Source organism: Aliihoeflea sp. 40Bstr573, from assembly GCF_024105655.1.
In the GTDB taxonomy this organism is placed as follows: Bacteria; Pseudomonadota; Alphaproteobacteria; order Rhizobiales; family Rhizobiaceae; genus Aliihoeflea.
Genome location: NZ_JAAAMH010000001.1, coordinates 89,606 through 107,469, shown reverse-complemented (window position 1 = coordinate 107,469; position 17,864 = coordinate 89,606). Strand labels below are relative to the sequence as shown.

Annotated in this window: 11 protein-coding genes; 5 read left to right on the top strand and 6 right to left on the bottom strand. The window is 64.0% G+C overall.

Annotation, left to right across the window (positions count from 1 at the left end):
* Nucleotides 1-107: 107 nt before the first annotated feature.
* Entirely contained in the window at nucleotides 108-2,558 is a 2,451-nt protein-coding gene (locus GTK01_RS00520) for an FAD-dependent oxidoreductase (RefSeq protein WP_252923781.1), read from the top strand.
* Between the two features lie 3 nt (nucleotides 2,559-2,561).
* On the opposite strand, the gene GTK01_RS00515 is transcribed toward GTK01_RS00520, so the two are convergent.
* The gene (locus GTK01_RS00515) at nucleotides 2,562-2,843 is read right to left on the bottom strand and encodes a hypothetical protein (protein ID WP_252923779.1); all 282 of its coding nucleotides are present in this window, start codon (nucleotides 2,841-2,843) and stop codon (nucleotides 2,562-2,564) included.
* 53 nt (nucleotides 2,844-2,896) lie between these two features.
* Entirely contained in the window at nucleotides 2,897-3,130 is a 234-nt protein-coding gene (locus GTK01_RS00510; RefSeq protein ID WP_252923777.1) for a hypothetical protein, read from the bottom strand.
* Between the two features lie 108 nt (nucleotides 3,131-3,238).
* Between GTK01_RS00510 and otsB the strand changes: the two genes are divergently transcribed.
* Both otsB and otsA read left to right on the top strand, forming a co-directional pair.
* Nucleotides 3,239-4,003, top strand: coding sequence for a trehalose-phosphatase (gene otsB / locus GTK01_RS00505; protein ID WP_252923775.1), 765 nt, complete (start codon nucleotides 3,239-3,241; stop codon nucleotides 4,001-4,003).
* 114 nt (nucleotides 4,004-4,117) lie between these two features.
* Entirely contained in the window at nucleotides 4,118-5,515 is a 1,398-nt protein-coding gene (gene otsA / locus GTK01_RS00500) for an alpha,alpha-trehalose-phosphate synthase (UDP-forming) (protein WP_252923774.1), read from the top strand.
* Nucleotides 5,516-5,518: 3 nt separating this feature from the next.
* On the opposite strand, the gene GTK01_RS00495 is transcribed toward otsA, so the two are convergent.
* Nucleotides 5,519-5,701, bottom strand: a complete 183-nt coding sequence (locus GTK01_RS00495) for a DUF3008 family protein (RefSeq protein WP_252923772.1) — start codon at nucleotides 5,699-5,701, stop codon at nucleotides 5,519-5,521.
* A 347-nt stretch (nucleotides 5,702-6,048) separates the two neighbouring features.
* Here GTK01_RS00495 and GTK01_RS00490 point away from each other — a divergent pair, with 347 nt between their 5' ends.
* On the top strand, nucleotides 6,049-7,914 hold the full coding sequence (locus GTK01_RS00490; protein ID WP_252924376.1) for an autotransporter assembly complex family protein: 1,866 nt from the start codon (nucleotides 6,049-6,051) through the stop codon (nucleotides 7,912-7,914).
* On the top strand, nucleotides 7,911-12,506 hold the full coding sequence (locus GTK01_RS00485) for a translocation/assembly module TamB domain-containing protein (protein WP_252923770.1): 4,596 nt from the start codon (nucleotides 7,911-7,913) through the stop codon (nucleotides 12,504-12,506). Before GTK01_RS00490 ends, GTK01_RS00485 begins: the two co-directional genes overlap by 4 nt.
* 97 nt (nucleotides 12,507-12,603) lie before the next feature.
* Here GTK01_RS00485 and GTK01_RS00480 read toward each other — a convergent pair whose 3' ends face one another.
* The 3 genes from GTK01_RS00480 to GTK01_RS00470 all read right to left on the bottom strand — a co-directional run bounded on the left by GTK01_RS00480 (nucleotide 12,604) and on the right by GTK01_RS00470 (nucleotide 17,858).
* Nucleotides 12,604-12,843 (bottom strand): hypothetical protein, encoded by a 240-nt coding sequence (locus GTK01_RS00480; protein ID WP_252924407.1) that lies wholly within the window; start codon nucleotides 12,841-12,843, stop codon nucleotides 12,604-12,606.
* A gap of 18 nt (nucleotides 12,844-12,861) precedes the next feature.
* Nucleotides 12,862-15,471 (bottom strand): PAS domain S-box protein, encoded by a 2,610-nt coding sequence (locus GTK01_RS00475; RefSeq protein ID WP_252923768.1) that lies wholly within the window; start codon nucleotides 15,469-15,471, stop codon nucleotides 12,862-12,864.
* A 113-nt stretch (nucleotides 15,472-15,584) separates the two neighbouring features.
* Complete coding sequence (locus GTK01_RS00470; RefSeq protein WP_252923766.1) at nucleotides 15,585-17,858, bottom strand: acyl-CoA dehydrogenase; 2,274 nt, start codon at nucleotides 17,856-17,858, stop codon at nucleotides 15,585-15,587.
* Between the last annotated feature and the right edge of the window lie 6 nt (nucleotides 17,859-17,864).

The following is a 17,864-nucleotide window of genomic DNA, read 5'->3' as shown; positions in this document are numbered from 1 at the left end:
ATCTTGCGCCAAGCCGAACGCGTTGCGCGGAGTTGGCGAACTTCCTCCCCCTTGTGGAGAGGGATAGAGCGTGAGGCTTCCCGCGCGCAAACGCCCAAGGACACCCCATGACCGCCCTTCCCACCCGCGCCCGCGCCGTTATCATCGGCGGCGGAATCTCCGGATGTTCCGTCGCCTATCATCTGGCGAAGCTTGGCTGGCGCGACGTGGTTCTTCTTGAGCGAAAGCAGCTCACGTCCGGCACCACTTGGCATGCGGCCGGGCTCGTGGGGCAGCTTCGCGCCTCGCGCAACATGACGCGGCTCGCGAAATATTCGGCAGATCTCTACGCCAAGCTCGAGGCCGAAACCGGCGTCGCCACCGGTATGCGGCAGGTCGGATCGATCACCGTCGCTCTTACCGACGAGCGGAGGGAGGAAATTTTCCGCCAGGCCTCGCTCGCCCGTGCCTTCGATGTCGACGTGCGCGAGATATCGCCCGCCGAAGTCAAGGAGATGTATCCGCATCTCAACATCGAAGGCGTCAAGGCGGGCGTCCATCTGCCGCTCGACGGCCAGTCGGACCCCGCCAACATTGCCATGGCTTTGGCAAAAGGCGCACGGCAGAACGGCGCGACGATCGCGGAAAACGTCAAGGTGACGGCAGTCCAGCAGAAGAACGGCCGCGTTGCTGGCGTTGCCTGGGAACAGAGCGGTGAATCCGGCACAATCGAAACCGACATCGTCGTCAACTGCGCCGGCATGTGGGCGCGCGACCTTGGAGCGTTGTCGGGGGTCACGATCCCGCTTCATGCCTGCGAGCACTTCTATCTCATCACGGAGGCCATCGCCGGCCTTGGCCGCCTGCCCGTCCTGCGCGTGCCGGACGAATGCGCCTACTACAAGGAAGACGCGGGCAAGATGATGCTCGGCGCCTTCGAGCCCAAGGCGAAGGCCTGGCCGCCGGTCGGCGAGCGCATCCGAGAGGATTTCTGCTTCGACCAGTTGCAGGAGGATTTCGCGCATTTCGAGCCGATCCTCGAAATGGGCGTCAACCGGATGCCGATGCTGGGTTCGGCCGGCATCCACACCTTCTTCAACGGCCCCGAAAGCTTCACGCCCGACGACCGCTACTATCTCGGCGAAGCGCCCGAACTTGCCGGCTATTGGGTCGCGGCCGGCTACAACTCCATCGGCATCGTCTCGTCGGGCGGCGCGGGCATGGCGCTCGCCCAGTGGATGAACGATGGCGAACCGCCTTTCGACCTGTGGGAAGTCGACATCCGCCGCGCCCAGCCCTTTCAGAAGAACCGGTCATATCTGCGCGAGCGCGTTTCCGAGACGCTCGGCCTCCTTTACGCCGACCATTTTCCCTATCGCCAGATGGAAACCTCCCGCGGTATCCGCCGCTCACCGTTCCACGCGCATCTGAAGGCGCGGGGCGCGGTGTTCGGCGAGGTCGCCGGCTTCGAGCGCGCCAACTGGTTCGCCCGCGATGGCCAGGAGCGTGACTATCGCTATTCCTGGCAGCGGCAGAACTGGTTCGACAATCAGCGCGAGGAGCATCTCGCCGTCCGCAACGGCGTCGGTTTCTTCGACATGACCTCGTTCGGCAAGATCAGAGTGGAAGGCCGTGACGCCTGCGCCTTCCTGCAACGTCTCTGCGCCAATGATGTCGACGTCGTTCCGGGCCGGATCGTCTACACGCAGATGCTCAATGCGCGCGGCGGCATCGAGAGCGACCTGACCGTCACGCGCCTGTCGGAGACGGTGTTCTATCTCGTCGTTCCCGGTGCAACGCTCCAGCGCGACCTCGCCTGGCTGCGCCGGCATCTCGCCGACGAATTCGTCGTTATCACGGATGTCACGGCTGCCGAAGCGGTGCTCTGCCTCATGGGGCCGCGATCTCGAGAGCTTATCGGAAAGATCAGCCCGAACGACTTCTCGAACGAAGCCAACCCGTTTGGCACATGCCAGGAGATCGAGATCGGCATGGGCCTCGCCCGCGCGCACCGTGTTACCTATGTCGGCGAGCTCGGTTGGGAGCTCTATGTCCCGACCGATCAAGCAGCTCATGTCTTCGAAGCGATCGAGGCGGCAGGCGAGGATGTCGGCCTGAAGCTTTGTGGTCTCCACACGCTCGACTCTTGCCGCATCGAAAAGGCGTTCCGCCATTTCGGCCATGACATCACCGATGAGGATCACGTTCTCGAAGCCGGGCTCGGCTTTGCCGTGAAGACAGCGAAGGGCGACTTTATCGGCCGCGATTCCGTCCTGCGCACAAAGCAGAGCGGCCTGTCACGCCGGCTCGTGCAATTCCGGCTCGACGACCCGCGGCCACTCATCTTCCACAATGAAGCGATCGTGCGTGACGGAGAGATCGTGGGCACGATCACGTCCGGCAATTACGGCCATCATCTGGGCAGCGCAATCGGCCTTGGCTATGTGCCGTCGAGAGGCGAAAGCCCGGATTCCATCCTGTCCTCGGACTATCAAATCGAGATTGCCGGAATTCGTCACGCGGCAACAGCATGCCTCAAGCCGCTTTACGATCCGACTGCGGAACGCGTGCGCCTGTGATCGTCACTCGTCGAATTGGAACAGGTCTTCGCCACAGCGATAAACCGGACACTGCGCGCGATCCCGCGTCGGGACCGACGCAAGCACCGGGACGTAAGGGTGGCTGCAAAACTGACGCGTCGCGACATAGCGATCATAGGTGAACTGGCCCGTCGTCAGTACTACCGCGCCGTTTTGCACAATCATGTCCTGCACCTGCGCACACGACATCGTTCGGCTGTCGGGTCGTCCCTGCGCGATTGCCCCGGTAGCGATCGCCAACGAAACGGCGATGGTCATCGACATTCGCAAAATCACATCAACCTCCATCATCCCGCCGAAGGCCTGCAGGAATACGACTAAAGAAATGCAGCGGCAAAAAATACAATCAGCACCAACCCAGTGACGACCACCGTTGGTCGCCAACTGAACCCGCTGTGGGTCTCCGGCGCGGCTCCATGGTCACGGCCATCGCCTAGCATGATGCTGGGCGCATCCGCTGGTGTCAGCCGCACTGTTGGCCCCCCCTTGGTGTCGTTGCCGATCTCCACGACCTTGGACTGGTCGAGAATGTCCCGCTCGAAATATGCCATATGTCACCTTGCCGCTATTCGTGCCGGCCCCGTTGGTGTTGGGATTGTGTTGCCTATATGGCGGGATAACGCCGTCAATCAGGGCCTGTTCCGCAACTTCAACGAAGGGTGAATATCATCTCGACCAAATCCCTCGCCGATCTTCGCATTCCCTGCCCGACCGAGCGTCTGGCCGTCTTCCTCGACTTCGACGGCACGCTGGCCGACATCGTCGAGCATCCCGACGACGTTCACTTGCCCGTGCAGACCGGCGCGGCACTGGAAAGTCTCGCGCGCCTGACGTCGGGAGCCGTTGCGATCGTAACCGGCCGGCCGATCGAACAGATCGATGCGCTGGTTGCCCCACTCGTGCTGCCGGTCGCCGGCGTTCATGGCATGTGGCGGCGCGGCTTTGACGGCACCGTGCACTCGACGCAGCACAACGCCGATCTCTTCGCCGAGGCGCAGGCCCGTCTGACGCAGCTGCATCTCGCTCTTGCCGACACGATGATCGAGATCAAGCCGGGTTCCATCGCTTTCCACTACCGGCGCCGACCGGACCTCGGCGACACGATTGCCACGCGGATCCACGACGTACTCGGCGAACTGGACGGGCTCGACATTCTGCACGGAAAGATGGTTGTTGAGGTCAAGGCCGGGCACGCGCACAAGGGCGACGCGATTCGCGCATTCATGGCCGAGGAGCCATTTGCCGGCCGCATCCCGCTCTTCGCCGGCGACGATGTCACCGACGAGTTCGGCTTCGCTGCCGTCAACGAGATGGACGGCGTGGCGATCAAGATCGGGCCGGGCCACACGGCGGCGTCATGGCGTGTGGACGACCCCGGGCGCCTTCGCGAATGGCTCGTCCGACTCGCCGACGTGCCTGCCTAAATTTGCATCGGCCGTCATTGTTGCTAAAACTGTGCGCACATCGATTTAATTTTCCGTGGATCAAATCGCCATGCAGCGGGTTTGGCCGACATCGGCAAGAAGGGAGATTTTGGATTGGGCAGGTTGGTGGTCGTCTCGAACAGGGTCGCAGATCTGACGAAACCCACGCAGTCCGGGGGGCTTGCAGTCGGCCTCTCCGACGCGCTCAAGCGTCGTGGTGGGCTTTGGGTCGGCTGGTCGGGCGAAACCGCGGAAACCGCCAATGACGCGTCGCCGGAACTGACCGAAGCCGGCAACGTCGCCATGGCGACCATTCCTCTGACGCCGGACGACTATGCCAACTACTACCTCGGCTTCGCCAACTCCGTCCTCTGGCCGCTTTTCCACTATCGGCTCGACCTCGTCGACTTCCATTCCGAATTCCTCGACGGCTACCGAAAGGTCAACCTTCGCTTTGCCGACGCGCTCCTGCCGATGCTCAGGCCGGACGATACGATCTGGATCCACGACTATCACCTGATCCCGCTTGCCTCCGAGCTTCGCAAGCGCGGCTGCACGCAGCGCATCGGCTTCTTCCTGCACATCCCGTTTCCGCCACCGGAAGTCCTCGCGGCCGCGCCTGGCCACAAGTGGCTGGCCGACAGCCTCCTCGCCTACGACCTCGTCGGCTTCCAGACTCAGACGGACGTCGCCAACCTCGCGCGCTACGCGCAGGATCACATGGAGCTCTCCGCGCCGGTCAATGGGCGCATGTCGGGACCTGCGGGAGACCTCCATCTCGCCGCCTTCCCGATCGGGATCGACACCGAAGCCTTTGCCGAACTTGCCGCCTCGCCATCGGACGATGTCCAGATCGATTCCATGCGCCGCATGGTGCTCGACCGAAAGCAGATCATCGGTGTCGACCGGCTCGACTATTCGAAGGGGCTGCCCGACCGGATGAAGGCGTTCGGGCGGCTGCTCGATCTCTATCCCGAGCACATGAAGAGGGTCACCTTCCTCCAGATCGCCCCGCCGACGCGCGAGGATGTCGACGCCTATGCCGACATCCGGAACGAACTGGAATCGCTGTCCGGTTCGATCAACGGCCGCTTCGCCGACTTCAACTGGACACCGATTCGGTACATTCACCGCTCCGTCGCCCGCGAGAAGCTCGCCGCCTTGTACCGCGTCAGCCGTGCCGGCCTTGTCACCCCGCTTCGCGACGGCATGAACCTCGTCGCAAAGGAGTATGTCGCCGCACAGAATGCGGATGATCCCGGCGTGCTGATCCTGTCCAAGTTCGCTGGCGCGGCAGAAGAACTCGCCGAGGCGCTGATCGTGAACCCCTATGACATCGATGCGATGGCCGCCGCCATCGACCGAGCGCTCACCATGCCGCTCGAAGAGAGGCAGGAACGCCATTCAGCGCTTTACGAGCGCGTGTCGGCGGGCGACGCTCTCGCCTGGCAGAAATCGTTCCTCGAAGCGCTGGAAACCCAGCCGAACGGCATCACACTCGACGTGGCCTGACGATCACGATTTCTTGTCGGGAAGGCCTTTCCGCTTCGTCTCGGCGAATTCTTCGAGCTGTTTTTCGCTCATCGAGTCCACCATCTGCTTCGATGCACCCTTCAGTTCGGATTTCTTGATCTCGCCGCGCTTGGCGGAAAGGGCAACTCCGGCAGCTTTCTGCTGCGCCTTGGACTTGGCAGGCATGGCATGATCTCCTCTTGCCGTGTTCATGCGTTCAAAGTCGTGACGCCGACCCAATGTTCCTGACGTTACGACACATGCCGTGACCTTCCGGCCACGAAGGCGATTGGACAGGACGGGGACTAACCGATAGGTTGCATCGGCGCGACTGGTCGCGATTTGTTAGGGATTCATTATCAATATCACGAGCTTGGCCTTGGCCAGAGTTGGTGGCGTTGGACGGATGGCGCGGGAGGGGGAAGCTTTGGTCTTCTCGACCCGCCCGTCTCAGAGTGCGGGGAGTTGCCTTGTCAGGACAGTTCGGGATACGTCACCGGCTCCTCGTCGCTTCGCTGTCGCTCGCAACCGCGATGACGCAAGTCACCAGCGCGTCCGCCTTCTTCGGCCTGTTCGGTTCGAACGACACCGACGAGGTCGAGGTCATCGGCGAGCCACAGAACTACACCGCCGAAGTCACGGTGCTTGACGCCGAAACCGCGCTCGAGCGCAAGCTGCGCAATTCGTCCACGCTCTGGAACGAACGCGACGAGCCGGCGTCCGGCGCTGGCGGCCTCCTCGCGAAAGCGCGCGGCGACTATCGCCGCCTCCTCGCCGCGCTCTACACGGAGGGCCGCTACGGCGGCACCATATCGATCCGCATCGATGGCCGGGAAGCAGCCGACATCGCCCCCGACACGCCGCTCGCCAATCCCGCCACCGTCGTCGTCTCCATCGATCCCGGTCCCGAATTCCGCTTCGGCGAGGCTTCAATCATCAACGAGGCCCCACCCCCGCAAAGCTGGCGCGATGAAGTCGACGACCCGCGCGAGGAAGGCTATGCGCCCGGTGAAGTCGCCCGCTCCACCGTCATCCTGCGCGCCGAGCGCCTGTCGGTCGAAGCCTGGCGCCAGCAAGGCCATGCCAAGGCAGAGGTGGTCGAGCGGCGCGTCGAGGCCGCGCATGACGCCGACATCGTCAATGCCAGCATCACGGTCGAACCCGGCCGCAAGGCGTTCTACGGGCCGATCACGGTCCAGGGCACCGAGCGGATGGACCCCCAATTCGTGGCCTTCATGGCCGGCCTGCCTCTCGGGCGCGAATACGATCCCGACGATATCAAGCGCGCGGGCGACCGCCTCGCCCGCCTCGACGTCTTTCGCGCCTCGCGCTTTCAGGAGGCAGAGGCGATCGGGCCGGACGGGCTCTTGCCGATGGACCTTATCGTGCAGGAGCGCGAGTTGCGTCGCTTCGGCGTCGGCGGCTCCTATTCCACTGTCGACGGCCTCGGTTTCGAGACCTACTGGCTGCACCGCAACCTCTTCGGTCGTGCCGAGCGCCTGCGGTTCGACGCGCGCGTCGCGGGCATTGGCAAGTCGCTCGACAGCGACGGATTCAATCCCGAGGACTTCACCTATCGCGTCGGCGTCAGCTTTGAAAAGCCTGGGGTATTCACGCCCGATACCAACTACTTCGCCTCGCTCTTCGGCACGCGTGAGGTGCTGGACACCTATACCCGCACCGGCGTCGATGCGATTTCGGGCTATTCGCACATCTTTACCGAGGAACTGGCCGGCCGCTTCGCCGTCAATGCAAGCCATGCCGAGTTCGAGGACGACGCTTTCGGCACGCGCCAGTTCACGACCGCCGGCCTCCTTGGCTCGCTGACTTTCGATTCGCGCGATGACGTGCCTAACCCGACCCGCGGCTATTTCGCCGAGGCCATGGCCGAACCCTTCTACGAATTTCAGTACGGCAATGCCGCCTTCCGCTCCACGCTCGAAGGCCGCACCTATTACGGTTTCGGCGAGGAGAGCCGCTTCGTTCTTGCCGGTCGCGCCAAGCTTGGCACCCTGGTTGGCCCGTCGATCGGCGAAACCGCGCCGGACAAGCTCTTTTTCGCTGGTGGAGGCGGATCGGTGCGCGGTTACGCATTCCGAAATATCGGCGTCGAAGGACCTGGCGGAACGGTCATTGGCGGAAAGTCGCTCATCGAAGGCTCGGTGGAAGCACGTGCGCAGGTCACCGACTCCATCGGCCTCGTCGGCTTTGCCGATGCCGGCCTCGTCGGAGCGGACTCAGTGCCAGATTTCGGCGAGGACGTGCGTATCGGCGTTGGCGCGGGCCTGCGTTATTTCACCGGGCTTGGTCCCATCCGCCTTGACGTAGCGGTTCCGCTCGATCCAAGGCCGGGCGACCCATCCGTCGCCTTCTACGTTGGGATAGGACAGGCGTTTTGATCCGAGTTCTTGTAGCCCTTGCCTGTCTCGTCTTCGCGGTTCCCGCCAGCGCGCAGGAAACCGAAGCCGAGACGCGCTCGATCTTCACAAATTTTATCCAGAACCAGCTTTCGACGCCCAACCGCCAGATTCAGATCAGCGGCATCCAAGGCGCGATGTCGTCCAATGCCCGCATTGGCTCAATCACGGTCGCAGACCGGGAAGGCGTTTGGCTGCGTATCACCAACGCGTCCATCGACTGGAGCCGCACGGCCCTACTCCTGCGCCAAAGGCTCGAAATCTCTTCGCTGCGCGCCGATCGGATCGACGTAATACGCCAGCCGCTGCCCGACGAAGGGCTACCGGCGCCCGAATCCTCCGGCTTCGCGGTCCCCGAACTGCCCGTCGCGGTCAATCTGGAAAGCCTCGAAATCCCGGTGGCGACCTTCGGCCCGACCGTCTTCGGTCTGGAATCGGAGCTTTCGCTCGCCGGCCGCCTGCGGCTGGAGGATGGCGCGATCGACACTGCGCTCGACGTCACGCGCCTCGATGGGCCGGGAGGCCAACTCGGGCTGGCCTTCGCCTATTCGAACGCCACCGAAGCCGTCGATCTCGATCTGTCGCTGAGTGAGCCGGAAAACGGCATAGTGGCCAATCTGCTGAATATCGAAGATCGTCCTCCGGTTGCACTGACACTCGCCGGCAATGGCGAACTCGACAATCTCGATGTTCAGCTCGCACTCGATGCGGACAGCGAGCGCATTTTGACCGGCACCGCGATGCTGCGCGAAGGTCGGGCCGGCCGGGGCTTCTCGACCCGACTGTCCGGCCCGATCGCTCAGCTGATCCCCGCGCGGTTCCGCGACTTCTTCGGCGCCGAGACGTCTCTCGAAGCCCAGGGCTTCATCCCGGATGAAGGCGGGTTCCGTCTCGATGCGCTCGACCTCGAAAGCGCCGCGCTCGCGCTCTCCGCATCCGCCGAGACGACCGCGGACGGCTTCCTGCGTCGCCTCGCCATCGAGGCATCCGTCGAAGACCCGAGCGGCGACGTCGTCGTCCTGCCGGTTCCCGGCGGCGATACCACCGTCCAGCGCGCAGCTCTGGCTCTCTCCTATGGCGAAGGGGCGGACGACGACTGGTCGGGCGAGCTTGACATTCGCGGGCTCGCCACGGCGAGCTTTTCCGCCGAAACGATGGCACTCGACCTTGCTGGCGTGGCGCAGAACCTCGACAGCCCGAACGAGCGGCGCATTACCTTCGACCTTTCCGGAGCCGTCGATGGCGTCACCTCGCCCGACGAGGAAGTCGCGCAAGCCCTCGGCACCCGCATCGACCTTTCCTCATCCGGCGAGTGGAACGCATCGCAGCCGCTGGTGCTTTCCGATACGCGGATAGAAGCGGAAGCGCTGATCCTCAGTCTCGCCGGCACGGTCGCCGAATACGTCTTCGATGGCGACATCGCGGTCGAGACGTCGAGCCTTGCGCCGTTCTCCGGGCTGGCCGGCCGCGATCTCTCCGGCGCGCTCGCGCTCAGCGCAAACGGCAGCGTCACGCCGATTTCCGGCGGCTTCAATTTGACGCTCGATGGCACCATCGACGAATTGCGCATCGACCAGGAAGCGGCGGACAACCTCATGGGTGGCCGCACGACGATTGCAGGTCGCATCGAGCGCGGAGAAAACGGTCTCGTTACCGACGACCTGCGCATCGAGAACCAGCAGTTCGACCTCCTGGCTGATGGCACCTACGCTACCGGCGCCGCCGACTTCGACTTCCGCTTCGGCCTGACCGACCTCGCTTTGGTCTCTCCGCAGGCCTCTGGCGCGCTGACCGCCGAAGGCCGCGCATCCGGCAGCGATGGGCTGATCAACCTTACGACGTACGTCACGGTCCCATCAGGCCGCCTTGCCGACAAGCAGCTGCGCGACGCTGCCATCGCATTCGAAGGCACCCTCCAGGACAGAAACCTCGATGGCACGATCGGGGGCAGCGCTTTCCTCAACGGCGTGCGCGTCGACCTCTCTTCGGCCATCGCGCTCGTCGAGGAGGAACGTCGCCTGACCGACCTGGTATTTTCCGCCGGAGGCGCGCGCCTGACCGGCTCCGTCGTGCAGGGTGAAACCGGCCTTCTTGCCGGTTCGCTCGAAATCGATGCGGCCGACATCTCGACCCTCGCAGCGCTTGCGCTGCAGGAAGCGTCTGGCGCCGTTCGGGCAACCATCGCACTCGAGCCGGTCGAAGACGAACAGCGCGCTACCGTCGAGGGTACGATCGACAGCTTCGTAGTCGGTGAGACCCGTATCGAGGCAGCCGACATCCAGGCCGGGATCGACGATCTTTTCGGCGTACCGCGCATCGACGGCTCCGGCGACGCGCGCGGCATTTCGGCTGGCGGCGTCGACGTCACGACGCTTCAGGCAAGGGCGAACCGACAGGGTGAAACGACAGATTTCTCCGCCAATGCACTTCTGGACAACGGCACGACAGCCGCCGCCGAAGGTTCGCTGACGCCCGAAGGAGACGGTTTCCGTCTGGCATTGACCCGCATCGACCTTGCGCAAGGCGACTTGGCGGCGCGGCTGCGGCAGCCAGCGAGCCTCTCCGTCATTGGCGAAACCATCACCATCGACGCGCTCGCGCTCGATGTCGGGGGTGGAAGCATCGACGCCACTGGCCGCATTGCGGACCAGATCGATCTCGACGTGAGGGTCGCCGCCTTGCCGCTGTCGATCGCCAATACGATCCGTCCTGACCTCGAACTCGGCGGCACGATCGATGGGACGGCCCGTATCATCGGACCGCGCAACCAGCCGGACGTCGCCTTCGACATTCGCGGCAGTACCCTGCGGGCCGCCGTTCTTCGCGATGCTGGCCTTTCCTCGCTCGGGCTGACCGCGCGCGGCACGACATCCGGGGACCGGCTTGAGATCGACGCACGCGCTACCAGCCCCGAAGGGCTCGACGCAACGGTTCGCGGCTCCGCGCCGCTGGGGGATGGCCAGCTTGCGCTCGATGTTACGCTGGCCGCCTTCCCCTTCGGCATCTTGAACGCTGTCGTTCCCGATCAAAATCTTGGCGGCAATCTCTCCGGGACCGCCCGCGTGACCGGTACCACTTCCGACCCGCAGGCCGCGTTCAATCTCAGCGCATCCGGCCTTTCCGCCGCACCGCTGAATGATGCCGGCATTAGCGCGCTCAACGCGGCCGCGGCCGGTCGGTTCGCGGATCAGACAGTGACCCTGTCCTCGGTCACCGTGTCTGGCAATCAGGGGCTGTCACTTTCCGCAAGCGGCACGGTTCCGCTTCAGGGCTCAGGGCTCGCGGTCAATCTGACCGCCGAGGCACCGCTTTCGCTCGCCAACCGCTTCCTGATCGATCGCGGCACGCAGCTCGTCGGCACGGTCGGCGTCCAGGGACAGGTCACCGGCTCGATCTCCGATCCGCAGATCCGCGGCACCGTCTCGACGCAAGGGGCGCAGGTCGTGGATCCCGAAACCAACGTCTCGCTGCGCGGCATCAACGTGTCGGCAAGCATCGACGGCCAGACGATCACGATCCAGTCCGCCAACGCCACGCTTGGCGCCGGCGGCACGATTTCGGCGGGCGGCACGATCTCGCTTGGCGAAGGCCTGCCTGCCGACATCAACATCGTGCTGAACCAGGCGCGCTACAACGATGGCGACCTGATCGTCGCGACCGTGTCGGGCAACCTAGCCTTCACCGGCCCGCTTGCGGCCGACGCGCGGCTGTCGGGCACGCTCAATATCGAGCGGGCAGAGATTTCCGTTCCCGAGAATCTCGGCGGCGGCGCTGCCGGTATCGATGTCATCCATCGCAATCCGCCCCCGGGCGTCGCAGCGACGCTGGAGCGCGCGCGCGCAAATGACGGCACGCCGGTCCCCTCCTCCCGACCGAGCGTCATTCAGCTCGACGTGACGGTCAACGCGCCGAACCAGATCTTCGTACGCGGTCGCGGCCTCGATGCCGAGCTCGGCGGCAGCGTTCGCGTGCTGGGGCCGGTAACGAACGTACAGCCGGTTGGCGGGTTCGAGTTGATCCGGGGCCGGATTGGAATTCTCGGCCAAAGGATCGAATTCGAGGAAGGCACGATCACGCTCGTTGGCGATCTCGATCCGGTGCTGAACTTCGTCGCCAGTTCTGAAAGCGACGGGACGACCGTGTTCATCACCGTGTCTGGCCGTGTCTCCGACCTCGACATCTCTTTCTCGTCCTCGCCGCAACTGCCGGAAGATGAAGTGCTTGCCCGCCTTATCTTCAACCGGTCCCTGAGCGAGCTCTCCGCCTTCCAGATCGCGCAGCTTGCCGCAGCGGCGGCAGAGCTTGCTGGCGGCGGGAACTCGTCACTGTTGGGCAGCCTGCGCAGCGCGACGGGTCTGGACGATCTCGACATCGTCACCGACAGCGAAGGCAACGCCGCTGTCCGCGCCGGGCGCTACATTCAGGACAATATCTACCTGGGCGTCGAAGCCGGCGCCGGCGGGACGGCGCGAGGGACGATCAACCTCGACATTACCGACGAATTGAAGGCGCGCGGGGCGGTCGGGTCCGATGGGGATTCGAGCCTGGGCGTCTTCTTCGAACGGGATTATTAGTCCTCGGAACACGAAAAAGGCGGCTCGAAAGCCGCCTTTTTGAGCTCAAAAGTGAGCTAATCCGGCGAAAGCCAGCTCAATACCAGCGGGTTTCAGCTCATTTCTTGTCGGATTTTTCCTTTTCCGGCGCGCCGGTGATGCTCGAGCCGGTTGCGGAGACAGGATCGCTCGCGGGGAACGTGTCCTCCAGGCCTTCCTGCAATTCTTCCTCCTGAACGTTCTTGTCCTCGTTCTTTTCGATGTCGAGATGACGATTTTTTTCGTTTTCCGGCATATGAGCCTCCTGTTTGAAATCTTCATCCCCAAAACGCTTCCGGCCGGAAGGTGGTTGCAGCATTGCTGAAATATCGAAGACTCAGACCAAGGTGCCGATCTGGTCGAGCGGGGCGGTGATGGTGCAGATCAGCCCGGCTGGCTGGAAATCGAGCCGGACGTCGCCGCCGAGTTCTCCTGCAAGGCTGCGACCGACCAGGCGCGAGCCGAAACCCTGCCGCGAGGGCGGGATGACCGCAGGCCCGTCCCTTTCCTGCCAGACAAGCTTGAAAAGGTCAGCAGCGCCGTCGACCGACCAGTCGATGGTCACCTCGCCGACCGCTCCTGAAAGCGCGCCGTATTTGACGGCGTTGGTCGCCAGTTCATGCAAGGCCATTGCCAGCGCAAGCGCCGATTTCGTCGAGCACCGGATATCCGGCCCCTTCGCACGAATGCGCGGCGACTGCTTCTGGACGAAGGGCAGGATCGCCTGACCGATGATCTCCGCCAGCGGCGCGCCTTCCCAGCTTTCGCGGGTCAGCACGTTGTGCGCATTGGAAAGCGCCACCAGCCGCGCCTCGAACAAGGCGCGCATTTCGCGCCCGACATCGTTTTCCCGGAATGTCTGCGAGGCAATGGACTGGACCGTTGCGAGCGTGTTCTTGACGCGGTGGTTGAGTTCGTTGATCAGGAGGCCGCGGCGCTCCTCGGCGCGCTTGCGCTCGGTCAGGTCGATATTGACGCCAACCATACGCATCAGCCGTCCGGTGTCGTCGTGCATGGCAATGGCGCGCGAACCCATCCAGCGGATTTCGCCGGTGTCGGGCCGCCGGATGCGGAAATCGACGTCCACAAGACGGCCTCCCGGCCCATCCTTGTCGGCTGCGTTGGCGATTGCCATGAAATCGTCGCCGATGGTGAGTTCCCGGAACGCGGCGAGAGAAGGCACGAAGCCATCCTGGCTGACGCCAAACAGACTGAACTGGGCGTCATCCCAGATCATCGTGTCGGTCAGCGCGTTCCATTCCCAGACACCCATTTGCCCGGCCGATAGCGCCAGATCCTTGCGCAGCGAGATTTCGCGCAGTTCCTGCTCGGCCGCCTGACGCGCCGTGTCGTCGCGGATCGTCAAGACATTGCCGATGATTTTGCCTTTTGGACCGACAACAGGCTTGGCGCTGCCAATGGCGAGAACCTCCGCGCCATCGGGGCGCCGGATACGCCAGCGCGCCTCGATCACGCTTTCTCCATTGAGGACCGCGCGGGCAAGCGGCAGTTCGTGCGACGGATAGGGCTCGCCGTTCTCGCGGAAGAGCTGGAAGCTATTGGCGTATTCTTCCGGCGAAATGTCGAGATGGGCGACGCCGTGAATCTCCGCGGCAGAGCGATTGATGAAGGTTATCCGGCCGGCTGGATCGGTGACGATGACCCCTTCGCTCAACTGGCCGAGCAGCGCCGCCTGTTCGGCAGCGATCAATTCGGCGCGCTGGCGCGCTTCGTTCATCGCCTCCTGCGCTTCGCGCTCCTCCGTCCGGTCGCGCAGAATCTTTAGGAAGCCGCCATGCCCTCCATCGGCCAAAGGAAGGATGGAGCCGGAACCCCAGAAGCGGCTGCCGTCCTTGCGGACATGCCAGCGCTCGTTGCTGGCCTTACCGGTTTCGCGTGACAATGCCCGTTCATATTGCGGAAGACCGCGCGCCCGGTCCTCCTCGGTGAAGAAGATCGAACCATCCTTGCCGATTACGTCCTGCTCGTCATATCCGAGGAGGCGCTGAGCGCCGCTGTTCCACGAAGTGACGCGGCCATCCCTGTCCAGGAGAATGATCGCATACTCGATCGCGCTGTCCAGAATCAGCCGCAGGCGCTCGCGAGCGCGAACGAGTTCGGCCTCCTGCAAGCGGTCCTCGGTCATGTCACGGGCGACAACGAAAAAACCGGCGATGATGCCGTCCTCACGGCGATGGGGGACGTAATCTGCCTCGATATAGCGCTGCGTGCCGGAGGGGTGCGCCAGAAGCGTTTCGAAGTGCGCTGACTGGCCGGCAAGCGCGGATTCTGCATAGGGACGAAGGGCCTCGTACGCTTCGACGCCCAACACTTCCGACTGGCGACGGCCGATGACCTGCTCGTCCGGAAGGTCGACCCAAAGGCGGTGAGCCTCGTTGCGGAAAGTGTAGCGCAAATCCGAATCGATGAAGGCCACCATCTGCGGCAGGCCGTCCGCAAGCTGGCGAATCTGGTCGATCAGCCGCAGCGAGGAGACCGGCGAGCGACCGCTTTCCGACGTCTCCACCTTAAGTGTGAAGAGGACGCCGACACCGTCACCGACCGGGCTGGCCGTCACATCCACGCGGCGGTCAACGCTTCCGGTCAAATCGAGGACCTGGCGTTGAAAGCTTGCCTTCGAGGATTTTCCGTCGGCCCGAACCTCGGCGGCAAGAGTAAACAGGGGCTGACGCAACTCGGCATCGAGGTCGCGAAGAGGCAAGCCGCGACGCATCGGGCGAAGGGTGCGATCGACGACAGGCGTCGCAGCGTCGTTGTAGACCAGCCGGTCGTCATCCCCCCAGACAAGAATCGCCGGCCCGTCCATGGCCAGGACAATGTCGGCCGCAGCGCGCAGGGGCGCATGCCAGCCTGAGCGCGGACCGAGACCAGTCAGATCCCAGTCGAACGCACCCACCCCCAGCGGCTCAGGAGAGTTGTCGTCCAACCGGCCTCCAGAACCGTGTTCCTCGACGCTCCTCGCGGACAATGGACCCCCCTCCTATCGAGGCTCTTGGTCACTGGTTTTGCCGCCCCTGTCAACGGCAAAGGACAGCCAGGTTACTCGGCAGCTTGACGGGGTTCCGAACGGTGTTCACGGGTTTCATGCAGGTCTGCCAGAGGCGAAACTTCAGCCATTGGAAACGCATCGACCGCGATGACCTTCGCGACGGCCGCGCGCGCCTCGTCGAGCCGCCGGCGCTCGTCCGCCGAGAGCAGACCCGTTTCGGTTGCGCGGTCGAGGTCGCGGACCTTGGCATCGCGCAGCTTCTTCTCGATGGGGGCGATCGCGGTGAGAAGATCGAAGGCGTGCTCAAGATCCTTCAGGGCATGGCTCTGATGGCCCTGGCCAAAATACAGATCGGGCGTAAGGCGGTCGCGCTGCGAGCCGCGCTCCATCAGCATTTCCGCCGCACGGGTGCGCTCGCTGTCGCTCGGCTCGGGGTTCGGCACACCCAGCGGGAAGGCGAGCGCCCGCACGAGCCACGCGGCCCAGCGGGCCTGCAGGTTGGCAAGGACGCCACGGAAGGCGACGCCCATGCGCTGGCGGCCCCGAACCATCACGTAGTCGACCAGCGGCCTGTCGGCTTCCTGACGGCCTTCGTCCTCGAAGCGTTTGAGAACCGCGGCGCCGAGATAAATCTCGGCAAGGATGTCGCCGAGCCGTGCCGACAGCATCTCCTTGCGCTTCAACGCGCCGCCAAGCGTCAGGAGCGCAAGATCGGACAAGAGTGCGAAGGCGGCGGCGTAACGCGAAAGCTGCCGCCAGTGCCCTGAGAGCGCCGCCTTGCGCGGCGCGGGCGCGATGAGCCCGCCCGTCCAACCGCGCACGAAGGTGCGCAGCGCATTGAGCGCCGAATGGCCGGCATGATGCCAGAACTGGCGGTCGAACTCTTCCAGCCCGCGCTTCTGGTCTTCGTCGGAGAGCGCCAGCAGCTCCTTGAGCATGTAGGGGTGCGAGCGGATCGCACCCTGGCCGAAGATCATCAGGTTGCGGGTAAGGATGTTCGCGCCCTCGACCGTGATGCCGATGGGGACGGAGCGGTACTGCGCGCCAAGGTAGTTCTTCGGCCCATCGATGATGGCCTTGCCGCCATGAATGTCCATCGCATGCTCGATCGACCGACGCATGCGGTCGGTCGCATGGAACTTCATGATCGCCGAGATGACCGACGGCTTGTGGCCCTCGTCAAGCGCGGCGACAGTCAGGCGGCGTGCGGCGTCGATCTGGTAGGCATTCGCCGCGATTTCCGCGAGCGGTTCCTGAATGCCCTCGAACTTGCCTATCGGCACGTTGAACTGTGTTCGCACGCGGGCATAGGCGCCGGTCGCGCGCGCGCAGATGCCAGCAGATGCGGCGGACTGCGAGGGCAGCGAAATTCCGCGCCCGGCTGCAAGTGCCGTCATCAGCATCTTCCACCCCTGCCCGACACGTTCCGGTCCACCCAGGACCCAATCGAGCGGAATGAAGACGTCCTTGCCGTACAGCGGCCCGTTCTGGAAATGGTTAAGGAGAGGGATGTGGCGGTCGCCGTGGCTGACACCGGGCGTGGAGGTCGGCAACAGGCCGACGGTGATGCCGCGATCTTCTCCGGCGCCGAGATGGTTTTCCGGATCGGAGAGCTTGAAGGCAAGGCCCATGACGGTCGCGACCGGGCCGAGGGTGATGTAGCGCTTTTCGAAATTGAGCCGGATTCCCAGGACACGTTCGCCCTCGTGCTCGCCATATTCAACGACGCCCGTGTCGGTCATCGCCGCCGCGTCGGAACCGGCCTCCGGCGAGGTCAGGCCGAAACAGGGTATCTCGCGCCCGTCAGCGAGGCGCGGCAACCAGTGGTCGCGCTGCTCGTCGGTGCCAAAATGCATCAGCAGTTCGCCCGGTCCGAGCGAATTGGGGACCATAACCGTGACACCGGCGACGACGCTGGCGGACGAGATCGTGCGCACGACCTCGGAATGCGCGGTGTTGGAGAACCCCAGCCCACCGTATTTCTTCGGGATGATCATGCCGAAGAACTTCTTCTCGCGCAGGAAATCCCAGACCGGGCGCGGCAGGTCGCGGTCTTCCCAGGCCAGCTTCCAGTCATCGACCATGGCGCACAGTTCGCGGACGGGGCCTTCCATGAAGGCCTGCTCCTCGGCTGACAGGCTGGCCGGAGGCATGGCGACGAGCTTGTCCCAATCGGGCGTGCCAGTGAAGATTTCACCGTCCCACCAGACCGTGCCGGCGTCGATTGCGTCACGCTCGGTGTCCGAAATGGGCGGCATGATGCCCTTCGCCCAGCCGAAGATCGGCTTTGAGAGACGGTCGCGGCGAAACTCGCGGAAAGACATGGCACT

Coding starts and splice junctions, on each gene's coding strand:
- GTK01_RS00520 (WP_252923781.1), top strand. CDS start 108: ATGACCGCCCTTCCCACCCGCGCCCGCGCCGTTATCATCGGCGGCGGA.
- GTK01_RS00515 (WP_252923779.1), bottom strand. CDS start 2,843: ATGTCGATGACCATCGCCGTTTCGTTGGCGATCGCTACCGGGGCAATC.
- GTK01_RS00510 (WP_252923777.1), bottom strand. CDS start 3,130: ATGGCATATTTCGAGCGGGACATTCTCGACCAGTCCAAGGTCGTGGAG.
- GTK01_RS00495 (WP_252923772.1), bottom strand. CDS start 5,701: ATGCCTGCCAAGTCCAAGGCGCAGCAGAAAGCTGCCGGAGTTGCCCTT.
- GTK01_RS00480 (WP_252924407.1), bottom strand. CDS start 12,843: ATGCTGCAACCACCTTCCGGCCGGAAGCGTTTTGGGGATGAAGATTTC.
- GTK01_RS00490 (WP_252924376.1), top strand. CDS start 6,049: ATGACGCAAGTCACCAGCGCGTCCGCCTTCTTCGGCCTGTTCGGTTCG.
- GTK01_RS00470 (WP_252923766.1), bottom strand. CDS start 17,858: ATGTCTTTCCGCGAGTTTCGCCGCGACCGTCTCTCAAAGCCGATCTTC.